The organism is Blautia sp. MB18-30, from assembly GCF_023669475.1.
GTDB lineage: Bacteria > Bacillota > Clostridia > Lachnospirales > Lachnospiraceae > Blautia_A > Blautia_A fusiformis.
This window is the reverse complement of sequence record NZ_JAMOYY010000025.1, coordinates 25,108-47,138: the sequence shown is the minus strand read 5'-3', so window position 1 is coordinate 47,138 and position 22,031 is coordinate 25,108. Positions and strand designations below refer to the sequence as shown.

Genomic DNA, 22,031 nt, shown 5'->3' with positions numbered 1-22,031 from the left:
TAGCTATTATAATCTCTTTTTCCAAGTACAACAACACAATCTGCATATCTTGTTGCTAATTTTCTAGAAATTCCAACTAATCCATTAGGTGTAATATGACAATTGAAATGTTCCCATGCAATGCCTTTACATAATTTCATTTTTTGCAAAGGCAATATATAAATATATAGTGCAACATCAACCGCAATTAAAATATCGATTTTCTTTTCTTTTACAATTCTTTTTAAAGAAATTACATTTTTACATTTTCTAATTGTTGAATTTGAAATTTTTTCTCCTTCTAGCGACAAGAGTGATATATCTTCTTCTAAAGGATATAAACTTTTTCTACCATTTCTACAACTTATTATTGAAATAATAAATCCTTTTTCCCTTAATTTGTTGGCAATAACTGATGTAACTCTTTCAGTTCCACCACCCTTTTCCATATTCATAATTAAAAAGCTAATATGTTTTTTCATGATTATAACTCACTTTTTTTGTTTTAAAGCTACTAAACGCGCTCTATTTTCCTCACCAATTATATGCGTGCCAATTTGCATAGCTTTCTTTTTGATTTTATCTTTCTTACTTTTCCATGTATTATCATAATGATGAATAGTATAAGTATTAGTAGTTTTGTTAAATGGTCATCACTATCCACACAAATGAGCCATTCACCGATAGCTTCTTTTACTGCAGTATTAAAAGCACTTTGCTTTCCCTGGTTTTCCTGCCAAATATACTTTAGCCGATATGGAAGTTTTTGCTTCATCCATACCGCTGCAAGTCTCCTTGTATCGTCTGTCTATCCATCGTCCACAATGATCCACTCGAAATCCGTGCATACCTGGGCATCTATACTATTTTTTAATACCGACAACAATTCCGCTCTATTAAATGTAGGTGTGAATATTGTAATCATTAGATTTTCTCCCTAATCCGAACCTCTTTTTCCAAATAATATTCTTCCATATTCTTTGCTGTTGCACTCATATCGAACCCTGCATCTATGATATATTTTTGCATATTCGTATGCGCCTCTGAACTTTGTGCCATTTCAATTACAACCTTTGCCCATTTTTCGGCGCCATCACTCAACAACAATTTGCGGTAGATCGGCGTAATATCTGTTTCTGGCGGAAGTCCCTCAGAGCAAACAATGGGAACGCCTGCCGCCTGCGCTTCAATCGCCACAATTCCCAGACCCTCAAACAGAGACGGAAAAACAAAAATATCCATTGCTTGATAGACTCTGTTCATATCTTTACGGTTGCCCAGAAACTGCACACTCTCTGTCAGACCCTTGTCCGCAACCTTGCTACGCACCTTTTCTTCCAATGGTCCGGTACCTACAAGAATCAATTCTGCGTCTGGCTTTTTATTTTTGATTTCCGCAAAAACTTCAATCAAAAAATCGTGGTTCTTCTGTGGATGCAACCGCCCAACATGACCGACCACAAATTTATTCTCTAACCCAAGCTCCTGTTTGACTTCTCTCCGCGTATTCTCATTTGCAATAAACTGCTGAGAGTCAATCGCATTCTTTAACACCCGGAAAGGCTTATCCTTAAACAAATATTTACCAGCTTCGTTCGAGCACGCAAAAAGATCTGTTGCATTCAGAGTAAACAGTCGCTGCATGAATAATTTGGGTAAATATTTTATATCGTGTACTGTCTCATTATTATGTGAATGAGCAATTCTGACGGGGATACCTGCTTTCTTTGCAGCTTTCAGGCAGAAATATCCAATCGTGTAGGCGTGACAATGAACAATTTTATATTCGTGATGCTGAGCAAAGAAAACTGCCAAATCTTTTTGAAATTTAGGAAGGTCCAAATCCTCCCGGAAAGACAGTTTGTAAACATGTCCACCCATTTTTTCAATTTCATCATCGTAAAACTGTTTTTCCTTATAAACGACCAAAAAATCAAACTGTACTTTCGTTCTGTCAATTTTCCGGTATATATTCATCAACAAAGCCTGCGTACCGCCAGCTTCCATTCGCTGCAAGATATGCAAAACTCTTATAGGCTCTCCCATATATTCTTCCTCCACAAAATCTCAAAGAGATTTTATTTTTTGAATCAGTTTATTCGGCAGCACAGATTTCAACCGTGCTTTTGGCTGAAAGCCAACCTTTATATTCTCTATAAAGCCTGGTTCATCGATGCTCTTATAGAAAGTATCTCTAGTCACAGGCCTGTTGCTCGGCTGCACCAGATTATGCTGCTTCACCATGCCCTCTTCCAACGTTGCTTCTTCTACTTCTGCAAGAACTCGCATCATTTCAAAGAGCTTTTGACCTTTTTCGGTATTTACAAATACACTGGACACGCCCTTTGGAGAATTGAAGCTCGGATGGCTCTTTGTAATTCCCCAGAAATCACCCACTGTCAAATCTCCTACACGGCTCGTATTAGCATAAGCACACTTATAACAGCTCTCCCTATAGCAGTCGCCATCCATAAAATGTTTTCCATAGCGATCAAGGGAGAGTGTCTTTGTCTTTGTCTTTGTCTTTGTCTTTGTCTTTAGCAGGTATTGTGTTCCCCAACCTCTCTTGTCTTTGGAACGGAAGTTGAAATAGATTACTCTGCCAGCCGTCTGCTTGTTCTGGTATTCCAGATACTTTTTGAAGAACTTCGGCGAAGGCACACCGTGGCAAATCAAGTCAACTGTATATAGATTTTCTGGATTGCCACCCAAAAAAGCATACAGACCTGCAATCTGGCAGGGAGTTCCTGTAAAAAGTACCGTTTTTCCCTCTGACAAACGCTGTTTGACCTTTGTGTAGCTATCTTTCGGGTCAGACTGAACATACTTAGATGACTGTAGGTTCTCTCTTTCTGCTTCATCTGTCACTTCAATGTGGCTTACTGCCAGCTGCTCATCATAGGCAGCACCATAAACCACACCGCCCATTTGCAATATAGTTTTCGCTGCACTATCCGCCGCACCGCCAGATGCAGAGCGCATAATATCCACATCATTTTTATTGCGCCACGCCCAAACTCTATGTGGCTCATTCCGATGAAATTCCGTATTTTCTACTGGACACTTTTTCAAGCACACCTTGCACTCGATGCAGCTTTTTTCATCAACAGACGGATACCAAAATCCCTCTTTGTTTTCTACCATAGAGATACAGTGTTTTGGGCAGCTTTGCTCACAGCTTTTACATCCCACACATTTCTCTTTTATCCTCGATATGTTCTCCATTTTATTCCTCTAAATTTTTTCTCAGATAATCCTTCGCCACTTCTCTATGTGCTTTCAACTGCTCATCAACTTTCGCGTAATCAATCGCCTTTTCATTGATGTTTTCTGTATCTTCAATTTTCGTTGTCATCCGATTGGCCAGTCCCAGTCGCTTTAGCAAATCGCTCAACTTTTCTTCATTACCATAGCTGTTACCTACACTCTTGCGAATCAATGTTGTAAACGGCCGATGTGTGATCACCGAGAAGATACTGCCGTGGAAGGTATCGGTAATAACTTCTTCTGCATTTCTGAAATAGGCCAGAACCTCAAAGGGTGAGCAGTCCACGAATCGGTCTGCACATTTTTGGATACCACCAATTGCATATACCTTCAAATTCTTTTTCTTTGCATAAGCAGCAATCCAATCTGCCTCATCATTGGAAATACGACCTGCATACGCGTACAGAATCAAATACTTCTCATTAGTCTGAACCTGTGGGATTTTGTCGCAGCAATTCATGTAATCATAGGTCAGAACCGGATCCAGATTGTACACTGGTTCTTTCCCAGTGAGCTGTTCTACAATAGTTCCTGAATTAGCATCTCGTACAGAAATCGCGTCAAACTTCTTCAACAAAGCTCCGACTTCATTGGCCTTTTTATACTTTTCCAGCTTTTCCAATGTGGTATTACCGAAAGACGCTGCATAAGTGATAAGTTTCTTCGCATGGTTATTTTTTCCAAACAATTCTGGCGAATAGCCTACATTGGAATTTTTTTGAATACAGTTAAAAACCTCGTCACTGCCAATCACAAGACAATCCACTGTCGGATTGTAGTTCATTTCATCCGTAATCCCTAAAAGTGGCATATACTTTTGAGCGAAAGACTGTTTATATCGGATGAACGATAATTTGTGTGCAAGAGGAGCCCGATACCGAAAGGTTTCCAGCCCCTTTTCTATCTTTCGGACAACCTTGTTTTTACTATCTGCATTTTCTGTAATTACTGGAGCACCTACATGGTAATCCACAAATTCTACATTACAGTCAACTTCCTCAATTAGCTGCTTCAATGCATATGCCTGCAAAAACGAACCGTAGTTTGCAATGCGCTGCATCGACATGATTCCAACTTTTCTCATCCATCCATCCTCAATACAATTCATCTACAAGTTTTTCAAGTTCTTCATTAAACTTTGCATTATTACTGCTCATACCATGTCCCATGCCAGCAACAATTTGGTCGTAGTTCGTTATGATATCCCCCAATGTTTCAATATCCTCTACCGGAATAATCGTTTCCATTCTCTGCGCCACATTTCTTGCGAACTCAACTTGATGGTCATTCACATGCTCATTGAACCGATGCTGACGCGGCACAACTATGGGAGTTTTACCTATCTGTAGTGGCATGATAAAACTAGCCGGGCCACCGTGAGTGATTACAATACGGGCGTCGGCCACATTTTTCACCATCTGCTGATATGGAATCAACTTACTCCACTGACAGTATTTCGGCTCGTATGTACTAAAGCCAGTCTGGATAATTACATCTTCGTTTATAATGCCGTCTTTCTTTAATTCATCTATTTTCTGAATCAGCCGATTAAATGGCTGCTCATGTGTTCCTACCGTCACAAAAATCATAGTGCTCTCCGCCTTCACTTTTTTAGAAAATGCTTCCAAGATTGATTGCTTTCGGATATACTTTTTTCTGTTCTTCCCACTGAACAATAAATTTATCTACAATCGGATATACCATTTTTCCCGTCATCGTAGATTTATCAATACGGTCAAACACTTCAATGTAAATCAATTTGGATCCCATAAGTTTTCCAAGATAAAAAAAAGGAACTGCAACTGCTGCCCCACATGAAATAATCAAATCCGGTTTTTCTTTACGTAGTACTTTCCATGCGATTCTGGTATTTTTAATCAACGCTTTCAGACTTCTATTAGTCGGATAATAACAGGGATACATCTTTTCATCTTCCAAAAGACTTCTGGCATCTTCCTTGTCAAAAGTAACCCAAAACCTATCTTTGTTTTTCCAAAAAGGTTTTAACATATATAAATGTGTAAGATGTCCTCCTGATGATCCTACAAGACATACTTTCATATTTTTTCTCCTTAATTTTTATTCACTTTAGTTTCCATAAAAATCAAGTTTTTATTTTTCATAACTTCGAATACACTCCCCAACTCAAAAGCCGGCACATTCTTCGCCGTGCCCGCACCTTCTTCAGGTACACACACGACAGGCGGTATTCAACCCGACGGTGTTTATCACTGATATACACCGTGTTTTGCTTTCGCTTTCTTTTTGTCAGCACGGCAAAGCCGATGCACTGACCTTATGACATCTGTTTTCTGACATGCCATAAGGTCAATCCACCTGCTCGCTTTTCATACTGATATTCTGTTCTGTTTCTTTTGTTCTTCCCTTCATGCCCCACGTCCAAACTGTGTCAGGCACTTTTTCCCGAGATTTCTCACAGCATTCAGATATCGGTTCGTCTGATGTCCATTGGCGCAGCAGCATAGTTCTGTTCTGGTGTCAGTCCGAATGATTTCTGCGCCGCATCTGGCACAGTTTGTGCTGATGCCGGTGGCGTGGACTTCGATAACGATGATTCCGTTTTTCCAGGCTTTGTAGTCCAGGTACTGGCGGATCCTGGTGCTTAAGTGGAGCGGGCCCCAGTTTCCTGAGCCTTTCATGACGTTTCTGGAATATTCCTGGTTATAACGTGGAAGTACGATCACAGAAACGTCCTGCTCTACGGCAAAACGTAAGATCTGGCTTGTGACCTGGTGTCCATAGTGTTCAGAAAGATGTTTCAGATGCATCCAGTATTTCTGATCAACTCTGCCTGTCTGTCTGCCTCCGGTTGCTTCCTGGGACTTCTGGATCTTTTCCAGAAGCTTTCTGCAATGGTGGCTGTATTCCTTTCCGCCTTTCCAGAACTTCACTGCAATCTCCTGACCGGTTCCGTCCAGAACAACGCCTACCGCAAAGGCATCACTGTTTGTAAACTGAATACAGAGTATCCTGCATCCTGCCTGCATCCTCTGACGTACGGTTGCTGTATTTTCATTGTTCTGACGTACTGGAACATGCAGCATGTCATATTTGTATTCAAAAACTACGGATGGGGACATGAGTCTGGCGTTTTCCGGAAAGTCTCTGCCTGACAGCCGGCAATGCATCCAGGTCCATGTGTCTCCTGTCCAGACACGCAACGTGATCTTTTTAGCGGAAAAATCCTGATACATTCCTTTGTAATAAGTAACTGCTGCATTTAGTTTCTCTGCTCTGCCAATCTTCTCATCCTGGGCAAAATGGCTGAGATAGCTTTTGGCTGAAGCAATTCCTTCATTGGCTGCTGCTCTTCGAAAATACAGTGGAACCTTTTGCCAGGGGAGGGGATCTGATGGTATGCGTCCGCCTCGTCCCGGAATGCTCATGATCTCCAGCTCGCGTAAAGTCTGCTGGCTTCCCATTTCCCAGAGATCCGTATGATCCAGAAGCAGGTTGTAATAAAATTCAGCGATCCGGTTATAAAATTCCTGTGTGGTCCGCAGCCATTCCGGATGTCTGCACCAGAGATGCAGTCGCCAGGTTGTGATGCTGTAGCCGCTTTTTCCGGTGTTTTCTTTTTTGCCGGTTTCCGGTTCTTTCATTTTGGTTCTCCGTTTTTTGCAAAGAAAAATCATTATAATATAACTTATCTAAATTATTATTTTTGTCACTTATCATTTCCATAAGCGACAGGTGATTTTCTCTCAAATTGCATAGTTTTTGAATCTTAATCAATGATAGCATTGCACACTGTCACTGTCAAGATACGAAAAATGCACCACTTTCGACCAAAAATGCAGGTTTTTTCGGTTGATTTTTTTTATATACGACAAATTTTCCTTTTTTTCGCTTATTAGTGGTCACAAAAATGGTCAGACTTTTGCTATAATAGTGCGAAAAGGAGACTACGATTATGCCTAGAAAAGGGGAAAATATCAGAAAAAGAAAAGATGGCCGATGGGAAGCACGCTATGAAAAATGTCGTGACCAGAATGGACGTATCCAGTACGGATATCTGTATGGTCGTACATACGAGGCTGTAAAAAAGAAAAAGCTGGCTGTTTTATGTCAGAATAATCTTCAAAACTCTCCGGGAAAGTGTTATGTATTTCGAAACCTCAGTGAAGAATGGATGTTATCCATGCGTTATGCTGTAAAGCTCAGCACCTATGCTTGCTACGAAACACTTCTTGATACACATATCCTTCCGGAATTTGGTGATACGCCGCTGAGATACATCTCTTCTGCTTCTGTATATACCTTCTCTGAAAAGCTGAAACAGCAGGGGCTTTCGCCACGTACCATCAAAAATCTTCTGATCCTGTTCCACAGTATTTTACGCTATGGTGAAAAACAGGGGTATTTGAATCTTTCACAGCTTGAATTTCGGTATCCCAAAATAAATACCAGTCCTTTTCAGCTTATTTCTCATGAACATCTCACAAAGCTGATCACAGTTCTCTCTGCTGAGGACTCAGAATTTCCCATCGGCATCCTGCTATGTATTTATACAGGGATCCGCGTTGGCGAGCTCAGCGGTATCCGGTGGGAAGATATTGATTTTGATAAAAAACTGCTTCATATAAGGCGAACGATCTCACGGATAAAAAATCTTGATTATTCTGGTGAATCTGATGACGAACCCAAAACCGTTTTAATGATAGGTCCTCCTAAATCAGTCTCATCCATCAGGGATATTCCAATCCCTGATTTTTTATTGAAAAAAATGAAGCGGATTGCTGCTGAACCTGATTCATACCTGCTGACGGGTACGAATCGTAAATGTATGGAGCCCAGAAATATACAGCGTAAATTCCAGAAGCTCCTTCAGCAATGTGAAATCCCCAGTATCAACATTCATTCTCTCCGGCATGCTTTTGCCACCCGTTGTACGGAAATGGGATTTGACAGCAAGACACTTTCTGAAATTCTGGGACATTCGTCCGTCAAGATCACCATGGATATTTATGTGCACAGCAGCATAAAACAAAAGCAGAAGTGCATGGAAAAGCTGAACTATTAGCAGTCAGAATTATGGTCAAAGCAGGCCGGAAGTCCTCATTTATACGGGTTTCCGGCCTGTTTGTCGCTTATGGAAATGATAAGCGACTTTTTTACCCTCAAAAAAACAACACGGCAGACATCCCTCCGGGGCTGTCTGCCGTGTTTTATATCGCTTTTATGTTTTTATGTAATTAAGCTTTCTGTTCCTTAAGCCTCATATCCATTAGGGTTCTGGCTCTGCCATCTCCAGGAGTCTGCACACATCTCGCGGATTCCGTTCTCTGCCTTCCAGCCAAGCTCTTTCTCAGCTTTGGTTGCATCGGAGTAGCAGGTTGCGATGTCGCCTGGGCGGCGTGGTTTGATCACATATGGGATCTTGACGCCGGTAGCTGCCTCAAAGTTCTTAACGATATCAAGAACACTGTAGCCTTTTCCGGTTCCAAGGTTGTAGATGCTTAATCCAGAATTGTCTTCCAGCTTCTTAAGGGCTTTTACATGGCCCTTGGCAAGGTCTACTACGTGGATGTAGTCACGGACACCTGTTCCATCCGGTGTATCGTAATCGTTTCCGAATACGCCAAGCTCTTTCAGCTTGCCTACTGCTACCTGTGTGATATATGGCATCAGGTTGTTCGGGATACCATTTGGATTCTCACCGATGGTTCCGCTCTTATGAGCACCGATCGGGTTGAAGTAACGAAGAAGAACTACGTTCCACTCCGGGTCTGCCTTCTGGATGTCTGTAAGGATCTGCTCCAGCATGGATTTGGTCCAGCCATATGGGTTGGTACACTGTCCCTTCGGGCACTCCTCGGTGATCGGGATCATTGCCGGATCTCCGTATACGGTTGCTGAGGAAGAGAAAATAATATTTTTAACATTATGTTTTCTCATCACGTCTACAAGAGTAAGGGTTCCTGCGATATTGTTCTCATAATACTCCCACGGCTTGGCAACAGATTCACCAACTGCTTTCAGTCCTGCAAAATGAATACAGGAGTCGATCTCTTCTTTGTCAAAAACTTCATTTAATGCATCGCGGTCCAGGATATCTGCTTTATAGAATTTCACCGGTTTGCCTGTGATCTTGGATACTCTGTCCAGAGCCTTCTCACTGGAATTGCATAAATTGTCAACTACTACAACATCATATCCTGCGCTCTGCAGCTCTACAACGGTATGACTTCCAATGTATCCTGCTCCACCTGTTACTAAAATTGCCATAGTTTTTCTCCTCCTCTATTGGATCTAACTGTTCCTGTTTATTTTAGCACTGTTCCTTTGTTTCCACAATAGCAGAAAACCAGGTTTACTACTTAATCCCAGAGTCCCTGCGGATAAAGTCCCTGATCCTTCAGATTCTGGATCGCGGCTACCACTACCGGTTTGTCCTCTTTATAGGTCACTCCGTACCATTTATCCTGTGTGGTAAGGACCCTGACTGCTGCCTTTTTTTCCTGGAGGAGCTCGTCAACTACAAACGGAAGGAAATATTCGCATTTCAGAGGATTTTCCGGGATGCTCTTTTCAAGGAATACCGGGAAGCGTTTTACCAGCTCTTTCATAAATCCGCCGGTGAATCCCCACATGTTCATGGATACCGGAGTCTCTCCCGGGAGACTTGTCCAGGTTTTTCCATCGTCCTCTGTGTAGGCTGCTCCGCCGTCACGTTTCTCAATGTGTGTTCGCTCATTGATATCTGCAAGATATCCATTTTCATCTGTCTCACAGACACCTCTGGAAACGTAGCCGTTGTCTGTCAGGGTATTCTCAAGACGGTAGCCTACCATCATATACTGGGCAGGTACGGTGTCCTCCTGGGCCTGGATCAGGAAATCATACGCCATCTTAAAGGCATGGGTTCCATAATAATCATCTGCATTGATTACCACAAACGGTCCGTCGATCTCTCCGGCACAGCTTAATACCGCATGTCCGGTTCCCCATGGCTTCACACGGCCTTCCGGAACCTGGAAGCCTTCCGGGATGTTGTTGAGATCCTGATGCACATAAACGATCTCCACCTTGTCACTTAAGCGGTCGCCGATGGCATCGCGGAAATCCTGTTCATTCTCTTTTTTTATGATGAATATCACTTTCTTAAAGCCTGCACGTACGGCATCATAAATGGAAAAATCCATGATGATATGACCTTCCTGATCTACAGGATCGATCTGTTTCAGTCCGCCGTAGCGGCTTCCCATTCCTGCTGCCATTACTACCAGAACCGGCTCTTTCATAATTTTGTTCCTCCTGATTTTTAGAAATACAGGGATTTTTTCCCATACATAGTTTAAGCCGGTCAGATTCTCATCCGACCGGCCTTTGAACCTTTTTTTATTATACTACACTTCACCGTGAAATCCTACTGATTATTTTCAGTTTATTTTCGGTCAGAAGTATTCTCCGGGAAAACGATCTCCATCCTGGTTCCAACTCCCTGTTCACTTTCCACGTTGATCTGTGCATGATGAAGCGTTGCTCCATGCTTCACAATGGAAAGCCCCAGACCTGTTCCGCCGGTCTGTCTGGAATGGCTTTTGTCTACCCGGTAAAAGCGCTCAAAGATCCTTCCCTGTTCACTTTTCGGGATTCCGATCCCGTCATCTGCCACACAGTAGAACGGATGCCCTTTCCGGTTGCCTACCATGATCCGCACATGACCATTCTGTTCTGTATAGCGAACTGCATTGTCTGCAATATTAAAAAGCATCTCATAGAGTACATGGCGGACACCCTTGATCTTCTCTGCACTTCCGGCAAGCTCAAGGAAAATATTTTTCTTTCCGGCAGGATGTCTGAGATTATTTCTTACGTCTTCCGCAAGCTCATAAAGATCCACCTCTTCAAAAGGAACCTCACTGTTGCTTTCATCCAGTCTGGAAAGCTGGATGATATCCGCTACCAGATTGGAAAGTCTTATTGATTCATGGTAGATCCTTCCGGAAAATTCCTGTATATGATCTGCCGGAACCATGCCGTTCATCATAAGCTCCGCATAACCGGAAATGGACATCAGCGGGGTCTTCAGCTCATGGGAAACATTTGCAGAAAATTCCTTCCGGATCTCCTCTGCCTCCTTCAGTTCTTTTACCTGCTGCCGGATCTGCCGGTTCTGTTCATCCACCCGCACAAGAAGGGGACGCAGCTCCTCATAGCACACATTGTTCAGCGGATGCTCCAGATCCAGATCGTTGACCGGACGGATCAGCTCTCTGGTCTGTCTCTGTGCAAAAACAAACTCCAGGATCAGTACCAGGAGCATCAGAAGTCCCAGCACAGCAAGACTTGAGATCCATGTGGAATATATGGAGTCTACGGTTTTTCCTACACGGAGCACGTTTCCGTCATCCAGCTTCACCGCATAATAAAAGGTCTTTTTTGCAAAGGTTTCTGAATAACGGATACTTTCGCTTTTTCCATTTTTTTCTGCCTGTATAAATTCCGGACGATCACTGTGATTTGCCAGTTTTTTCGGAGAAGCCTCAGAATCGTAGAGAACGGTTCCGTCTTTACGGATGAGAGTCACACGACTTGATGATACTGTCCGAAGCTTTTTTGTGAGAAAGGAATCTCCATACTCATCCATGGCAAGGCAGATATACTGCGCTTCCTCACGGACTCCCCGCTGCATGTATGTGTTTAATTTATTGTAGGTGACCACACTTGCTGCAAGAAACGTGACAAGAACAGCAAAAATGATCATAATGCTTGTATGATGCAGAATTTTCTTTTTCATACATGATCTCCGATCCGGTATCCCACGCCACGCACTGTCTCGATCAGATTTCCGGCTTCCCCCAGCTTTTGTCGGAGAGTCCGTACATGAACATCTACAGTCCTTGTTTCTCCGTCAAAATCATAGCCCCACACATGGCACAGGATCTGGTTTCTGGACATGACCAGTCCTTTGTTCTCCATAAGATATTCCAGAAGCTCGAATTCCTTTCTGGTCAGCTCCTTCACCTCACCCTGATAGCTGACTTCGTGACGGGACACATTGACACGAAGACCCTTACAGTGCAGTTCCCTCTCTTCGCTCTGCCTTGCGCAGCGCCGAAGGACCGCTTTGACCCTGGCTACAAATTCCATCATCCCGAAGGGCTTGGTGATGTAATCATCTGCGCCGCCCTCCAGACCTTTTACCTTGTCAAACTCCGCTTCTTTGGCTGTGACCATGATCACCGGGATATCCCGGGTCCTGGTATCACTTTTCAGTCGTTTCAAAATATTATACCCATCTTCACCCGGGAGCATGATATCCAGCAGGATCAGTTCCGGCATATTTTTTTTCATGGCTGTGTCAAGTTCTGCCCCGGTTTCAAAACCTTCTGCCTCAAAGCCTGTTGTCTCCAGGGTATAGACAAGAAGCTCTCTGATATTTCTCTCATCTTCCACACAGTAGATCATTCTATATCCTCTCTGTTCGTTTTTTTGCCGTTGGCACTTCATAATCGTCTGGTCTTTTTTGTTCCATGCCTTCAGTATAACTGCTTTCTTTTTACTGCACAAGCCCTGGCCGTCTGCTGATACAGATAACCAGGGCATAACATTATTTCGATATCTTTTTATTGGCTGCCTGCCGCTGCCATCTGGGCTGCCGCCTGCTCATCCTTTATTTCCGGAAGCTGATACTGACTCCGGATCACCTCCAGCGCACGGTAGAAGGTTTCGTCCGGCCCATGTTTGATCTGCTTCAGGTGCTGATGTGTATCAAAAGCATCTTCATGAACCTGTGTCACACAAACACCGATATTGGAACAGTGATCTGCCACACGCTCCAGGCTGGTAGTCACATCGGACAGGATGAATCCCATTTCAATGGTACATTCTCCGGCGCGAAGTCTCTGGATATGCCGGTACTTCAGTTCCTTGCTGAGTTCATCGATCACTTCCTCCAGTGGCTCGATCTCTCTCGCAAGCTGCACATCCTGATTTTCGTAAACCTTGTAAGCAATATCTACAATGTCTTCCACCGCATGCTCCATGACACGTAACTCTTCCAGCGCCTTATCCGAAAACTTCAGGCCTTTTTCATAAAGCTCCTGTGCGGATTCCATGATGTTCACACCGTGATCGGAAATCCTCTCGAAATCACCGATACAGTGGAGCATGATGGAAACACTGTGACTGTCATGAACGGAAAGATCCTTCTGGTTCAGTTTTACAAGATAGGTTCCAAGTTCATCCTCATAACGGTCTACCTTTTTCTCTGCTTCTTCCACCAGAGCCTTTCCTTCTGCGCTGAAATTCTTCAGAAGGTCCAGGGCGGTAAACAGAGTTCTGTGAGAATCCTCTGCCATTTTTTTCGCTGCATTCCTGCTCTGCTCAACTGCAAATGCAGGTTTCTCCAGAAAACGGCTTTCCAGGATCATGAAATCCGGATCTGCTGCCACCTTCTCCTCCTCTTCCTTCCTGTCGCGGATAGTAAGACAGGCAAGCTTCTCCAGAGCCTTTCCAAACGGAAGAAGGACAAGAGTTGCCGTGATATTGAAGGCACTGTGCAGGATCGCGATCCCGGCCGGAGTCGCTGCCTGTGCCATAAATGAAAAATGTACTGCTGCATTTATCGCATAAAATACTGCCATGAACAGCATGGTTCCGATCAGATTGAAATACAGATGGACCATAGCCGCACGTTTTGCGTTTTTGCTGGCTCCGATGGCTGAAAGGATCGCAGTGATACAGGTACCGATATTCTGTCCCATGATAATAGGAAGTGCTGCACTGAACGGTACCATTCCGGTAAGGCACAGTGCCTGGAGGATACCAACCGATGCGGAGGACGACTGGATGATCGCTGTCAGCACTGCTCCGGCCACAACTCCAAGGATCGGATTGGAGAATTTCACCAGCATTCCGGTAAACTCCGGTACCTCTGCAAGAGGTTCCACAGCTCCGCTCATGGCATTCATTCCATACATCAGGATCGCAAAGCCTACAAAGATCGCTCCCACGTCCTTTTTCTTCTGGCTTTTTGTAAACATGATCAGAACCACGCCGATCAGTGCCAGTATCGGTGAAAATGACGTCGGCTTAAAAAGCCGGATAATAAAGTTATCACTCTGGATACCGGTAAGACTTAAGATCCATGAGGTTACGGTAGTACCGATATTGGCACCCATGATGATCCCCACAACCTGGGACAGCTTCATGATTCCCGAGTTTACAAAACCAACGACCATAACGGTAGTTGCCGAGGATGACTGGATCACTGCAGTCACACCCATTCCAAGAAGAACGGCTCTGATGGGATTGGAGGTAAGTGTCTCCAGGATCCGCTCAAGCTTTCCGCCTGCAACCTTCGCAAGCCCGTCTCCCATTAAGTTCATTCCATAAAGGAAAATAGCAAGGCCGCCAAGCAATGCCAGTACGCTGAAAAAGTCCATAATACTCTCCTTCACTTTCTCTTTTTGATATGTTTGATTTCCTTTTTTCTCATTTCAACGATTTTCATAATAGCGGCCTATTGTAAAATTTTCCCCACTGGAATGTAAAATCTGTGTAAAAAAAATAAAACAGAGGATCCTGTTACGGGAAACCGATTTCCCGTCAGGATCTCTCTGTCCTATATATCGTACAGTGGTTTTTATCCTTATGATGTGTTTTGTGCTGCGGATATTCTCATTCCGCTGAGCTGCATGCTCATGAGCAGAGCTGCCCTGCGATCTGTGATCAGAATCCGCGGATCTCCTCATCCTCAGATCCGGTCTTGTCGATGGATTTTATTACAAGGTAATAGCTGTAATCATCATTGACCTTTACTTCCACCCGGTCTCCTACACGATGACCGCGCAGTGCCTTGCCGATAGGCGATTCAATACTGATACGGTTTTCCATGGAATTTCCGCGGATGGAAGTAACCAGCTTGTACTTCTCCACCTCATTATCTTCTTCAAAAAGAACTTCCACGATATCGTCCATTCCCACTTCGTCAGATCTGGAAGCATCGGATACAATGGATGCAGTCTTCAGCATCCTCTCCAGATAACGGATGCGGCTCTCGTTCTGATTCTTATGCTTCTTGGCTGCATAATACTCAAAGTTCTCACTTAAGTCTCCCTGGGCACGTGCCTCCTTGACCGCCTCAATGGCTTCCTTACGTACTACCAGTTTACGGTGTTCGATCTCCTGCTCTATTTTTTCAACATCCTTGCGGGTAAGCTGTTCTCTCATTTCTCTGGCATCTCCTTTTCTTTATAACATTCAGACTGATCCTGGATCTGTTCTCCACTTCCTGTGAAGCTTCTGTCACAGATACAGGATTTCTGGAAGGTTACCGGAAATACCATAGCAGATACGCTCTGCTTTGTCAAACAGCGCATACCTGTTCTTCGGCTTCCTCCTTCCGGTGTACTCGCTGTTCAATATAATCTGCCATATGTTCTTTGGGGATATCCAGTAACATGGAAAATTCAGAATAGAGATGATCCTCTGCAAGCTTCAGATACCGCTCGTCTGTAGCGGTTGTTTTTTTGCCATGAGATAATCTGGCCTGTTTTCTGACGTAGATCGTCTTGATGATCCGAAGAAGATCTCTGCATTCACAGGTACGGATGCATTTCTTGTAGCTATCCTCCCGGAATTTCTCATTCTCAATACTCAGTGTCTCAATGGATGGGATCTCATCGATAAGCCTCTCCGCTTCTTCCCTCGTAATGATTCCGCGAAGCACCTGCTTTCCACCTTCCACCGGTGTAAATATCTTCCCATCTGTTTCTCCTCCGGGCCTCAGTACATAATAAAGCTTCTCGCCGGAGGAACCATCCACCCTCATTGTGGTAACTCCTGTTACCTGGCAGATGCCGGTACGACCATACACAACATATTCGCCTGTTTCAAACATTTTTCCACTTCCTTTCATTTTTTTACTTTTCTTTTGTTATCCTGGCGCTTATTGTGCTCTAATGAAAGCTCCCTGCCAGGTTATATATCCAGACAAGGAGCTTCTCACTGAGGATTCTATCCTTATTTTACTACTTTTCCCATTTATTTGCAAAAGAATTCAAAAAGTTTTTTTATTTTTGTGAAATATGCCCACAATGGGGGCATATATTTTTTGTTATAATTCTTCTTTTTTCTTTCTTCCCAGACGGATGTCTTCCATATGAGATTTCAGTTCCGGTGTCATACTGTCAAAGAGATAGGTTTTGCTGTTGTCCCTGCGCTCCTGCCATTCTTCTCTCATCTGCTGTTTTGCGGAAGCGATCTCATCTTTGAATCCGCGCGCTGAGATCCTGGCGGCTCCCTGTCCCATAATGATGATCTGCTCCAGTCCGTCTGATGTGGCAACTGTCACGTTATGCTTCCGTCCGATTTTATGGACAGTGCGTTCAATATACTGGTCTGCCGTTTCCGCTTCTTTTGTATAGACAACATGAATGTTATGATACTGGAAGGTTTCCTCCGGATGGCCCTCCACACGGTAGGCATCAAATACCAGGATCAGGATGCAGCCCTTAATTCCCTGATAATCGCTTAATATATCCATTAACCTGGACTGTGCCGCATGAAAGTCTGCCTGTGCCAGATCTCTTAAATCCTCCCAGGCAAATATGATATTGCAGCCGTCCACCAGCAAATAGTCCTCTCTGTGGATGGCCGGACTGCTGTTTCTCCAGGCGCCGTGACCGGATTTTGCCGGAAGGCCGGAATCTGCTGCACCTTTGCCTCCCTTCCCGGAAAAGCTGCTTCCGCTTTCCGGATTTCCGAAGCTTCGGCTGTTACTGCTGTATTTCTTTGAGCTCACCGGACCAAAGGTTTTCTCAAAGATTGCCTTCAGTTCTTTTTCCTCTTCATAGCTTCCATACATGGAGGTATATTTTCCACGGCCGGCATTGGCTGTTCTGTGATCCGGACTGTTTTTGGCTGTTCCCTGACCTGCACGCACTCCTGCAGAGCTGTTGTCGGAATCCTCATAGGCGTCATTGCTGTCCGGAAGCTGAGCTCCTTCCAGATGCATATATTCTTCTACCTCATACCAGGGAACCACGAAGCCTGCTCCATGGGCACAGAATACAGAGCCTGTAGGATTCTCAAGATCTCTCTCGGAATCATAGCCGATCTCCTCTGCGATCTGCTCCTGATCCTGACAGGGTTCATAGCCCTTCAGAGTACAGGTCAGATGACCTCTGCCTCTTGTGTAGGAAACTACCTGGCTCTGATAATCCCTCATTTTTGCCACCGGTGCACTTCCTGTGATCACCGACAGCTCTCCCTGGGTTTCCGGCCCCTGAAAGGTTCCCTGCATCCTCTGGATATCCGTCATGGCACGTCCTACATTTTCTGCCGGGACCTCAAGTCGGAAGCTGTAATAGGGTTCCAGAAGAACTGTCTCCGCCTTCTTCAGGCCCTGGCGCACAGCACGGTAGGTCGCCTGCCGGAAATCTCCACCTTCCGTATGCTTCTGATGTGCCCGCCCGGTGAGAAGTGTGATCTGCATATCGGTGATGGGTGATCCGGTAAGGACTCCCAGATGCTCTTTTTCCTCCAGATGTGTCAGGATCAGCCGCTGCCAGTTCCGATCCAGCTGATCTTCATTTGCCGCAGTAAAAAACTGCAGTCCGCTTCCTCTCTCTCCCGGTTCCAGAAGAAGATGCACCTCTGCATAATGACGAAGCGGTTCAAAATGTCCCACGCCTTCCACCGGTGCGGCAATGGTTTCTTTGTATACAATATTACCGGTCCCAAATTCTACTGCCACATGAAAACGCTCCCAGATCAGATGCTTCAGGATCTCGATCTGTACCTCGCCCATCAGCATGGCGTGGATTTCTCCCAGCTGCTCATCCCACATGATATGAAGCTGCGGTTCTTCCTCCTCCAGCTCCTTCAGGCTTTTCAGCATCCTGTGGGCGTCACAGCCCTCCGGAAGGATGATCTGATAATTCAGTACCGGTTCCAGCACCGGCATGGCAGAATCCGCCTCAATGCCAAGTCCCTCTCCCGGGTATGTTTCGGTAAGACCTGTAACTGCACAGACGGTTCCTGCCTCTGCCTCTTTGAGCATTTCAAATTTTGCACCGGAATAGATACGGATCTGATCTGCCTTTTCCTCCCAGATCTCCTCTGCCGGAATACCATTTCTTCCTGCATTGGTCAGCGTCTCCTTAACCTTCAGGCTGCCGCCGGTGATCTTCATATAAGTGAGACGGTTTCCCTGCTCATCTCTGGCAATCTTAAAGATCCTGGCTCCGAATTCTGCGGGATAGGACGGTACTGCCATGTAGGTCTCCATTCCATGGATAAAAGCATCTACGCCTTCCATCTTCAGGGCAGATCCAAAGAAGCAGGGAAAAAGCTTTCGCTCCAGGATCAGCTCTGCCACGTCCTTTTTTGCGATCGTTCCTGTTTCCAGGAAGCTTTCCAGAAGGTTCTCCTCACACATGGCGATATTTTCCAGAAAATCATCCGTTCCATTTATTTTATCAGAAGCGCCCTGCGTTCCGGATATATTCTCTTTTTCTGCTTCACTGGCGTTGTCTTTCAGCTGCATTCCTTCAGCTGACGGAGATTTCCCGGAGTTATCCACAGGATTCTCCTTTTTCCCTGCTGCTTCTGCACCGGAGCATTCCAGTTCTCCACTAAAATCCACACAGCATCCGCTTAATTTCTTCTTCAGCTCCTCAAGAAGTCTTTCCCTGTCCGTTCCTTCCTGATCCATTTTATTTACAAAAAGAAATGTTGGGATCTTATACTGTGTCAGCAGTCTCCACAATGTCTGTGTATGCCCTTGCACACCATCTGCTCCGTTGATCACCAGGATCGCATAATCCAGCACCTGCAGGGTACGCTCCATCTCAGCAGAAAAATCCACATGCCCCGGTGTATCCAGAAGTGTCACTTCCATATCCCCCATGGAAAAAACTGCCTGCTTTGAAAAAATGGTGATTCCTCGCTCCCTCTCAAGCTCATAGGTATCCAGATACGCATCCTTGTGATCGACTCTTCCGATCTTCCGGATCCTTCCGCATTTAAAAAGCAGGCCTTCCGATAATGTCGTCTTTCCTGCATCCACATGGGCAAGCACGCCCAGGCTTATATGTCTGTGTTTTATATTCTGAGGTTTTTCTCCCATTGAAAATACCCCTTTCTGTTGTAATGATATCCAATATCATAACATAGAAAGGGGTATAAGTCGAATTTTGTTTCGGTCTGTGATTCAGGAATCCAGGTAGGCTTTCAGCTTCTCCAGATCCTTTTTCATATCTGCTCTTCCTGTTTGGTAGATCCGCTCCAGATTGCTCTCATCACGCTCGATCATCGCCGCCTGGATGGGACTGCTCGGACGGATGATATGAACGCGACCCTCTTTTTCCAGAGCAGACAGTTCCTCCAGTGTTTCATTATAATGGATATGCCGTTCCTCCAGATCCTTCATAAAAGCCGGATATTTATGTAATACTGCTTTCAAAAAAAGCTGCATCTTCGGGTTTGCTTTTTTTCGGTACTTCACATCTCTGGTAAGCACCACTACGTTTTTTTCGTATCCCCGGGAAAGCATCCACTTAACCGGAATCGGATCAGACACACCACCATCCAGAAGTCTCTTTCCCTCAAGCTTCACCGGTCGGGAGGCTACCGGGATCGATGCAGATGCGCGCATCCATTCAATATCCTCCACATCTCCGTTGGGACATTCATGATACACCGGTTTTCCTGTATCCAGGTCCGTACACACCACTGTAAATTTCATGGGATTTTCTGCGTAGGTCTGACGGTCAAAAATATCCAGCTTCCAGGGCAGTTCATAATATCCGAATTCCCGGCTGTATACATCTCCTGTGGTGATCCAGTTCCGGATGCTTGCAAGTCTTTTATCCTTGCAGTACTTTTTGTTATAGCGAAGAACTCTTCCGATCTGCCTGGACTTATAATTGCATCCAAAAACAGCTCCAGCCGATACGCCCACCGCACTGTCTGCGTAAATCTCATTTTCCATCAGAACATCGATCACGCCGGCTGTATACAAGCCTCGCATACCGCCGCCCTCCATAACGATACTGAATTTTTTCAATTGTGTTTCTTCCATTTATTTGTCCTCTGTATTCTGTCTGGCAGACTCTGCTGCCCTTATGCTGTCGTCTTTATGTCCCATTTATTGTACTTTTCGAATTATATCGGTCTTTTCTGCCATATATCTATATCCATTATCAGAATATCTTGGTTGTCCACTTGCTCATATCCCAGACTTCATTTACCACATCCTGATAAAATTCCGGTTCATGACAGATGAGAAGGATACTTCCGCGGTATTCCCGGAGAGCTTTTTTCAGCTCGTCTTTTGCATCTACATCCAGATGATTGGTAGGCTCGTCCAGAAGAAGAATATTGGTGTCACGGTTCACCAGCTTGCAAAGACGCACTTTTGCCTGCTCACCACCGCTTAAAACTCGTACCTGGCTCTCAATATGCTTGGTCGTCAGGCCGCATTTTGCCAGTGCGGAACGCACTTCATACTGGGAAAATGACGGAAATTCCTGCCAGAGTTCTTCGATACAGGTAGTTCGATTCTCACCTTTAACTTCCTGCTCAAAATATCCGATCTCAAGGTTCTCGCCCTGCTCCACACTTCCGGAAAGAGGCTTGATCAGTCCGAGAAGACTTCGAAGAAGTGTTGTTTTTCCTATTCCATTGGTTCCCACCAGTGCGATCTTCTGTCCGCGCTCCATAGTAAAATTCAGTGGTTTGGAAAGCGGCTCATCATAACCGATCACAAGGTCATGGGTCTCAAAAAGCATCTTTCCTGGTGTTCGGCCATAACGGAATTTGAACTCCGGCTTCGGCTTCTCTGCTGCCAACTCGATCACATCCATCTTGTCCAGCTTTTTCTGGCGGGACATAGCCATGTTTCTTGTGGAAACACGGGCCTTATTCCTTGCTACGAAATCCTTCAGCTCACTGATCTCCTGCTGCTGTTTGCGGTAAGCAGCCTCCAGCTGTGCCTTCTTGACCGCATAGACCTCCTGGAAATGATCGTAATCTCCTACATAACGGTTCAGTTCCTGATTTTCCATGTGATAGATAATGTTAACTACAGAATTCAGGAAGGGAATATCGTGTGAAATAAGGATAAAGGCATTCTCATAATCCAGAAGATATCTTTTCAGCCATGCAATATGCTCCTCATCCAGATAGTTGGTAGGCTCATCCAAAAGCAGGATATCTGGCTTCTCAAGAAGAAGCTTCGCAAGAAGTACCTTGGTTCGCTGTCCGCCGCTTAGATCCGTAACATCACGGTCAAGCCCCAGATCCAGAAGGCCCAGAGCTCTGGCAACCTCCTCCACTTTGGCATCGATCGCATAAAAATCGTGAAGTGTCAGTTCGTCCTGGATCGTTCCAAGCTCTTCCATCAGACCATCCATCTCGTCAGGATCTGCAGTTCCCAGCTTGTCGCAGATCTTGTTCATCCGTTCTTCTTTTTTGAGGAGAGGATCAAAAGCGGATTTCAGCACCTGGCCGATGGTCATCCCCTTTTCCAGAACTGCATGCTGATCCAGATAGCCTGCGTGGACATTTTTTGCCCACTCTACCTTTCCCTCATCCGGCATCAGTTTTCCGGTCACGATACTCATAAATGTGGACTTTCCTTCGCCATTAGCGCCTACAAGTCCGATGTGTTCTCCCTTAAGAAGCCGGAAAGATACATCTTCGAAAATCGCTCTGTCTCCAAACCCGTGGGTCAGGTGTTCTACATTTAAAATACTCATTTGTTATATTCCTTTATCATTGTGGTTTTTCTGTTTTCCCGGAAGGGATTT

Annotated in this window: 20 protein-coding genes and 1 pseudogene; 1 reads left to right on the top strand and 20 read right to left on the bottom strand. The window is 44.7% G+C overall.

Going from position 1 to position 22,031, the window contains the following annotated elements:
- The 9 genes and pseudogenes from NCY57_RS11870 to NCY57_RS11835 all read right to left on the bottom strand — a co-directional run.
- The coding region (locus NCY57_RS11870) for a glycosyltransferase (RefSeq protein ID WP_284709593.1) at window positions 1-461 on the bottom strand (461 nt) is incomplete at its 3' end.
- Window positions 462-520: 59 nt separating this feature from the next.
- Window positions 521-775, bottom strand: a pseudogene (locus tag NCY57_RS17180) (glycosyltransferase); the annotation flags it as partial.
- A 12-nt stretch (window positions 776-787) separates the two neighbouring features.
- The gene (locus NCY57_RS11865) at window positions 788-904 is read right to left on the bottom strand and encodes a glycosyltransferase (RefSeq protein ID WP_173739330.1); all 117 of its coding nucleotides are present in this window, start codon (window positions 902-904) and stop codon (window positions 788-790) included.
- Window positions 904-2,025, bottom strand: coding sequence for a glycosyltransferase family 1 protein (locus NCY57_RS11860; RefSeq protein WP_114002254.1), 1,122 nt, complete (start codon window positions 2,023-2,025; stop codon window positions 904-906). Before NCY57_RS11860 ends, NCY57_RS11865 begins: the two co-directional genes overlap by 1 nt.
- 21 nt (window positions 2,026-2,046) lie before the next feature.
- Window positions 2,047-3,204: a Coenzyme F420 hydrogenase/dehydrogenase, beta subunit C-terminal domain gene (locus NCY57_RS11855; protein WP_250789698.1), complete on the bottom strand. Its 1,158-nt coding sequence runs from the start codon at window positions 3,202-3,204 to the stop codon at window positions 2,047-2,049.
- A gap of 1 nt (window position 3,205) precedes the next feature.
- Entirely contained in the window at window positions 3,206-4,330 is a 1,125-nt protein-coding gene (locus NCY57_RS11850; protein ID WP_173739332.1) for a polysaccharide pyruvyl transferase family protein, read from the bottom strand.
- 10 nt (window positions 4,331-4,340) lie between these two features.
- Window positions 4,341-4,835 carry a glycosyltransferase gene (locus NCY57_RS11845; protein WP_114002251.1) on the bottom strand — a complete coding sequence of 165 codons (495 nt, stop codon included), beginning with the start codon at window positions 4,833-4,835 and terminating at the stop codon, window positions 4,341-4,343.
- A gap of 22 nt (window positions 4,836-4,857) precedes the next feature.
- Window positions 4,858-5,307 carry a PssD/Cps14F family polysaccharide biosynthesis glycosyltransferase gene (gene pssD, locus NCY57_RS11840; protein ID WP_114002250.1) on the bottom strand — a complete coding sequence of 150 codons (450 nt, stop codon included), beginning with the start codon at window positions 5,305-5,307 and terminating at the stop codon, window positions 4,858-4,860.
- A 326-nt stretch (window positions 5,308-5,633) separates the two neighbouring features.
- Window positions 5,634-6,869, bottom strand: a complete 1,236-nt coding sequence (locus NCY57_RS11835) for a zinc ribbon domain-containing protein (RefSeq protein ID WP_173739333.1) — start codon at window positions 6,867-6,869, stop codon at window positions 5,634-5,636.
- Between the two features lie 311 nt (window positions 6,870-7,180).
- Here NCY57_RS11835 and NCY57_RS11830 point away from each other — a divergent pair, with 311 nt between their 5' ends.
- Window positions 7,181-8,290, top strand: coding sequence for a tyrosine-type recombinase/integrase (locus tag NCY57_RS11830; protein WP_114002248.1), 1,110 nt, complete (start codon window positions 7,181-7,183; stop codon window positions 8,288-8,290).
- Between the two features lie 188 nt (window positions 8,291-8,478).
- On the opposite strand, the gene galE is transcribed toward NCY57_RS11830, so the two are convergent.
- The 11 genes from galE to NCY57_RS11775 all read right to left on the bottom strand — a co-directional run bounded on the left by galE (window position 8,479) and on the right by NCY57_RS11775 (window position 21,980).
- A complete protein-coding gene (gene galE, locus NCY57_RS11825) occupies window positions 8,479-9,495 on the bottom strand; it encodes a UDP-glucose 4-epimerase GalE (RefSeq protein WP_118512885.1) in 1,017 nt (338 codons plus the stop codon).
- Window positions 9,496-9,587: 92 nt separating this feature from the next.
- A complete protein-coding gene (locus NCY57_RS11820) occupies window positions 9,588-10,511 on the bottom strand; it encodes a sugar phosphate nucleotidyltransferase (protein ID WP_021652265.1) in 924 nt (307 codons plus the stop codon).
- A 143-nt stretch (window positions 10,512-10,654) separates the two neighbouring features.
- The gene (locus NCY57_RS11815; RefSeq protein ID WP_215638723.1) at window positions 10,655-12,010 is read right to left on the bottom strand and encodes a sensor histidine kinase; all 1,356 of its coding nucleotides are present in this window, start codon (window positions 12,008-12,010) and stop codon (window positions 10,655-10,657) included.
- Window positions 12,007-12,681: a winged helix-turn-helix domain-containing protein gene (locus NCY57_RS11810; protein WP_044961949.1), complete on the bottom strand. Its 675-nt coding sequence runs from the start codon at window positions 12,679-12,681 to the stop codon at window positions 12,007-12,009. Before NCY57_RS11810 ends, NCY57_RS11815 begins: the two co-directional genes overlap by 4 nt.
- 158 nt (window positions 12,682-12,839) lie before the next feature.
- Window positions 12,840-14,660: a Na/Pi cotransporter family protein gene (locus NCY57_RS11805; RefSeq protein ID WP_173776035.1), complete on the bottom strand. Its 1,821-nt coding sequence runs from the start codon at window positions 14,658-14,660 to the stop codon at window positions 12,840-12,842.
- A 286-nt stretch (window positions 14,661-14,946) separates the two neighbouring features.
- Window positions 14,947-15,447, bottom strand: a complete 501-nt coding sequence (gene greA, locus NCY57_RS11800) for a transcription elongation factor GreA (protein ID WP_015527340.1) — start codon at window positions 15,445-15,447, stop codon at window positions 14,947-14,949.
- Window positions 15,444-15,596 carry a hypothetical protein gene (locus tag NCY57_RS11795; protein ID WP_015527341.1) on the bottom strand — a complete coding sequence of 51 codons (153 nt, stop codon included), beginning with the start codon at window positions 15,594-15,596 and terminating at the stop codon, window positions 15,444-15,446. Before NCY57_RS11795 ends, greA begins: the two co-directional genes overlap by 4 nt.
- Complete coding sequence (locus NCY57_RS11790; protein WP_250789697.1) at window positions 15,584-16,117, bottom strand: CarD family transcriptional regulator; 534 nt, start codon at window positions 16,115-16,117, stop codon at window positions 15,584-15,586. The genes NCY57_RS11795 and NCY57_RS11790 overlap by 13 nt, the downstream gene beginning before the upstream one ends.
- Before the next feature lie 216 nt (window positions 16,118-16,333).
- Entirely contained in the window at window positions 16,334-19,348 is a 3,015-nt protein-coding gene (locus NCY57_RS11785; RefSeq protein ID WP_250789696.1) for a translation factor GTPase family protein, read from the bottom strand.
- Window positions 19,349-19,432: 84 nt separating this feature from the next.
- A complete protein-coding gene (locus tag NCY57_RS11780; protein ID WP_250789695.1) occupies window positions 19,433-20,302 on the bottom strand; it encodes a patatin-like phospholipase family protein in 870 nt (289 codons plus the stop codon).
- 121 nt (window positions 20,303-20,423) lie between these two features.
- Complete coding sequence (locus tag NCY57_RS11775) at window positions 20,424-21,980, bottom strand: ABC-F family ATP-binding cassette domain-containing protein (protein ID WP_250789694.1); 1,557 nt, start codon at window positions 21,978-21,980, stop codon at window positions 20,424-20,426.
- Window positions 21,981-22,031 lie beyond the last annotated feature (51 nt).

Bases quoted from the DNA above. Each gene is read 5' to 3' on its own strand.
- NCY57_RS11865 (WP_173739330.1), bottom strand. From the start codon at position 904: ATGATTACAATATTCACACCTACATTTAATAGAGCGGAATTGTTGTCG.
- NCY57_RS11860 (WP_114002254.1), bottom strand. From the start codon at position 2,025: ATGGGAGAGCCTATAAGAGTTTTGCATATCTTGCAGCGAATGGAAGCT.
- NCY57_RS11855 (WP_250789698.1), bottom strand. From the start codon at position 3,204: ATGGAGAACATATCGAGGATAAAAGAGAAATGTGTGGGATGTAAAAGC.
- NCY57_RS11850 (WP_173739332.1), bottom strand. From the start codon at position 4,330: ATGAGAAAAGTTGGAATCATGTCGATGCAGCGCATTGCAAACTACGGT.
- NCY57_RS11845 (WP_114002251.1), bottom strand. From the start codon at position 4,835: ATGATTTTTGTGACGGTAGGAACACATGAGCAGCCATTTAATCGGCTG.
- pssD (WP_114002250.1), bottom strand. From the start codon at position 5,307: ATGAAAGTATGTCTTGTAGGATCATCAGGAGGACATCTTACACATTTA.
- NCY57_RS11835 (WP_173739333.1), bottom strand. From the start codon at position 6,869: ATGAAAGAACCGGAAACCGGCAAAAAAGAAAACACCGGAAAAAGCGGC.
- NCY57_RS11830 (WP_114002248.1), top strand. From the start codon at position 7,181: ATGCCTAGAAAAGGGGAAAATATCAGAAAAAGAAAAGATGGCCGATGG.
- galE (WP_118512885.1), bottom strand. From the start codon at position 9,495: ATGGCAATTTTAGTAACAGGTGGAGCAGGATACATTGGAAGTCATACC.
- NCY57_RS11820 (WP_021652265.1), bottom strand. From the start codon at position 10,511: ATGAAAGAGCCGGTTCTGGTAGTAATGGCAGCAGGAATGGGAAGCCGC.
- NCY57_RS11815 (WP_215638723.1), bottom strand. From the start codon at position 12,010: ATGAAAAAGAAAATTCTGCATCATACAAGCATTATGATCATTTTTGCT.
- NCY57_RS11810 (WP_044961949.1), bottom strand. From the start codon at position 12,681: ATGATCTACTGTGTGGAAGATGAGAGAAATATCAGAGAGCTTCTTGTC.
- NCY57_RS11805 (WP_173776035.1), bottom strand. From the start codon at position 14,660: ATGGACTTTTTCAGCGTACTGGCATTGCTTGGCGGCCTTGCTATTTTC.
- greA (WP_015527340.1), bottom strand. From the start codon at position 15,447: ATGAGAGAACAGCTTACCCGCAAGGATGTTGAAAAAATAGAGCAGGAG.
- NCY57_RS11795 (WP_015527341.1), bottom strand. From the start codon at position 15,596: ATGCGCTGTTTGACAAAGCAGAGCGTATCTGCTATGGTATTTCCGGTA.
- NCY57_RS11790 (WP_250789697.1), bottom strand. From the start codon at position 16,117: ATGTTTGAAACAGGCGAATATGTTGTGTATGGTCGTACCGGCATCTGC.
- NCY57_RS11785 (WP_250789696.1), bottom strand. From the start codon at position 19,348: ATGGGAGAAAAACCTCAGAATATAAAACACAGACATATAAGCCTGGGC.
- NCY57_RS11780 (WP_250789695.1), bottom strand. From the start codon at position 20,302: ATGGAAGAAACACAATTGAAAAAATTCAGTATCGTTATGGAGGGCGGC.
- NCY57_RS11775 (WP_250789694.1), bottom strand. From the start codon at position 21,980: ATGAGTATTTTAAATGTAGAACACCTGACCCACGGGTTTGGAGACAGA.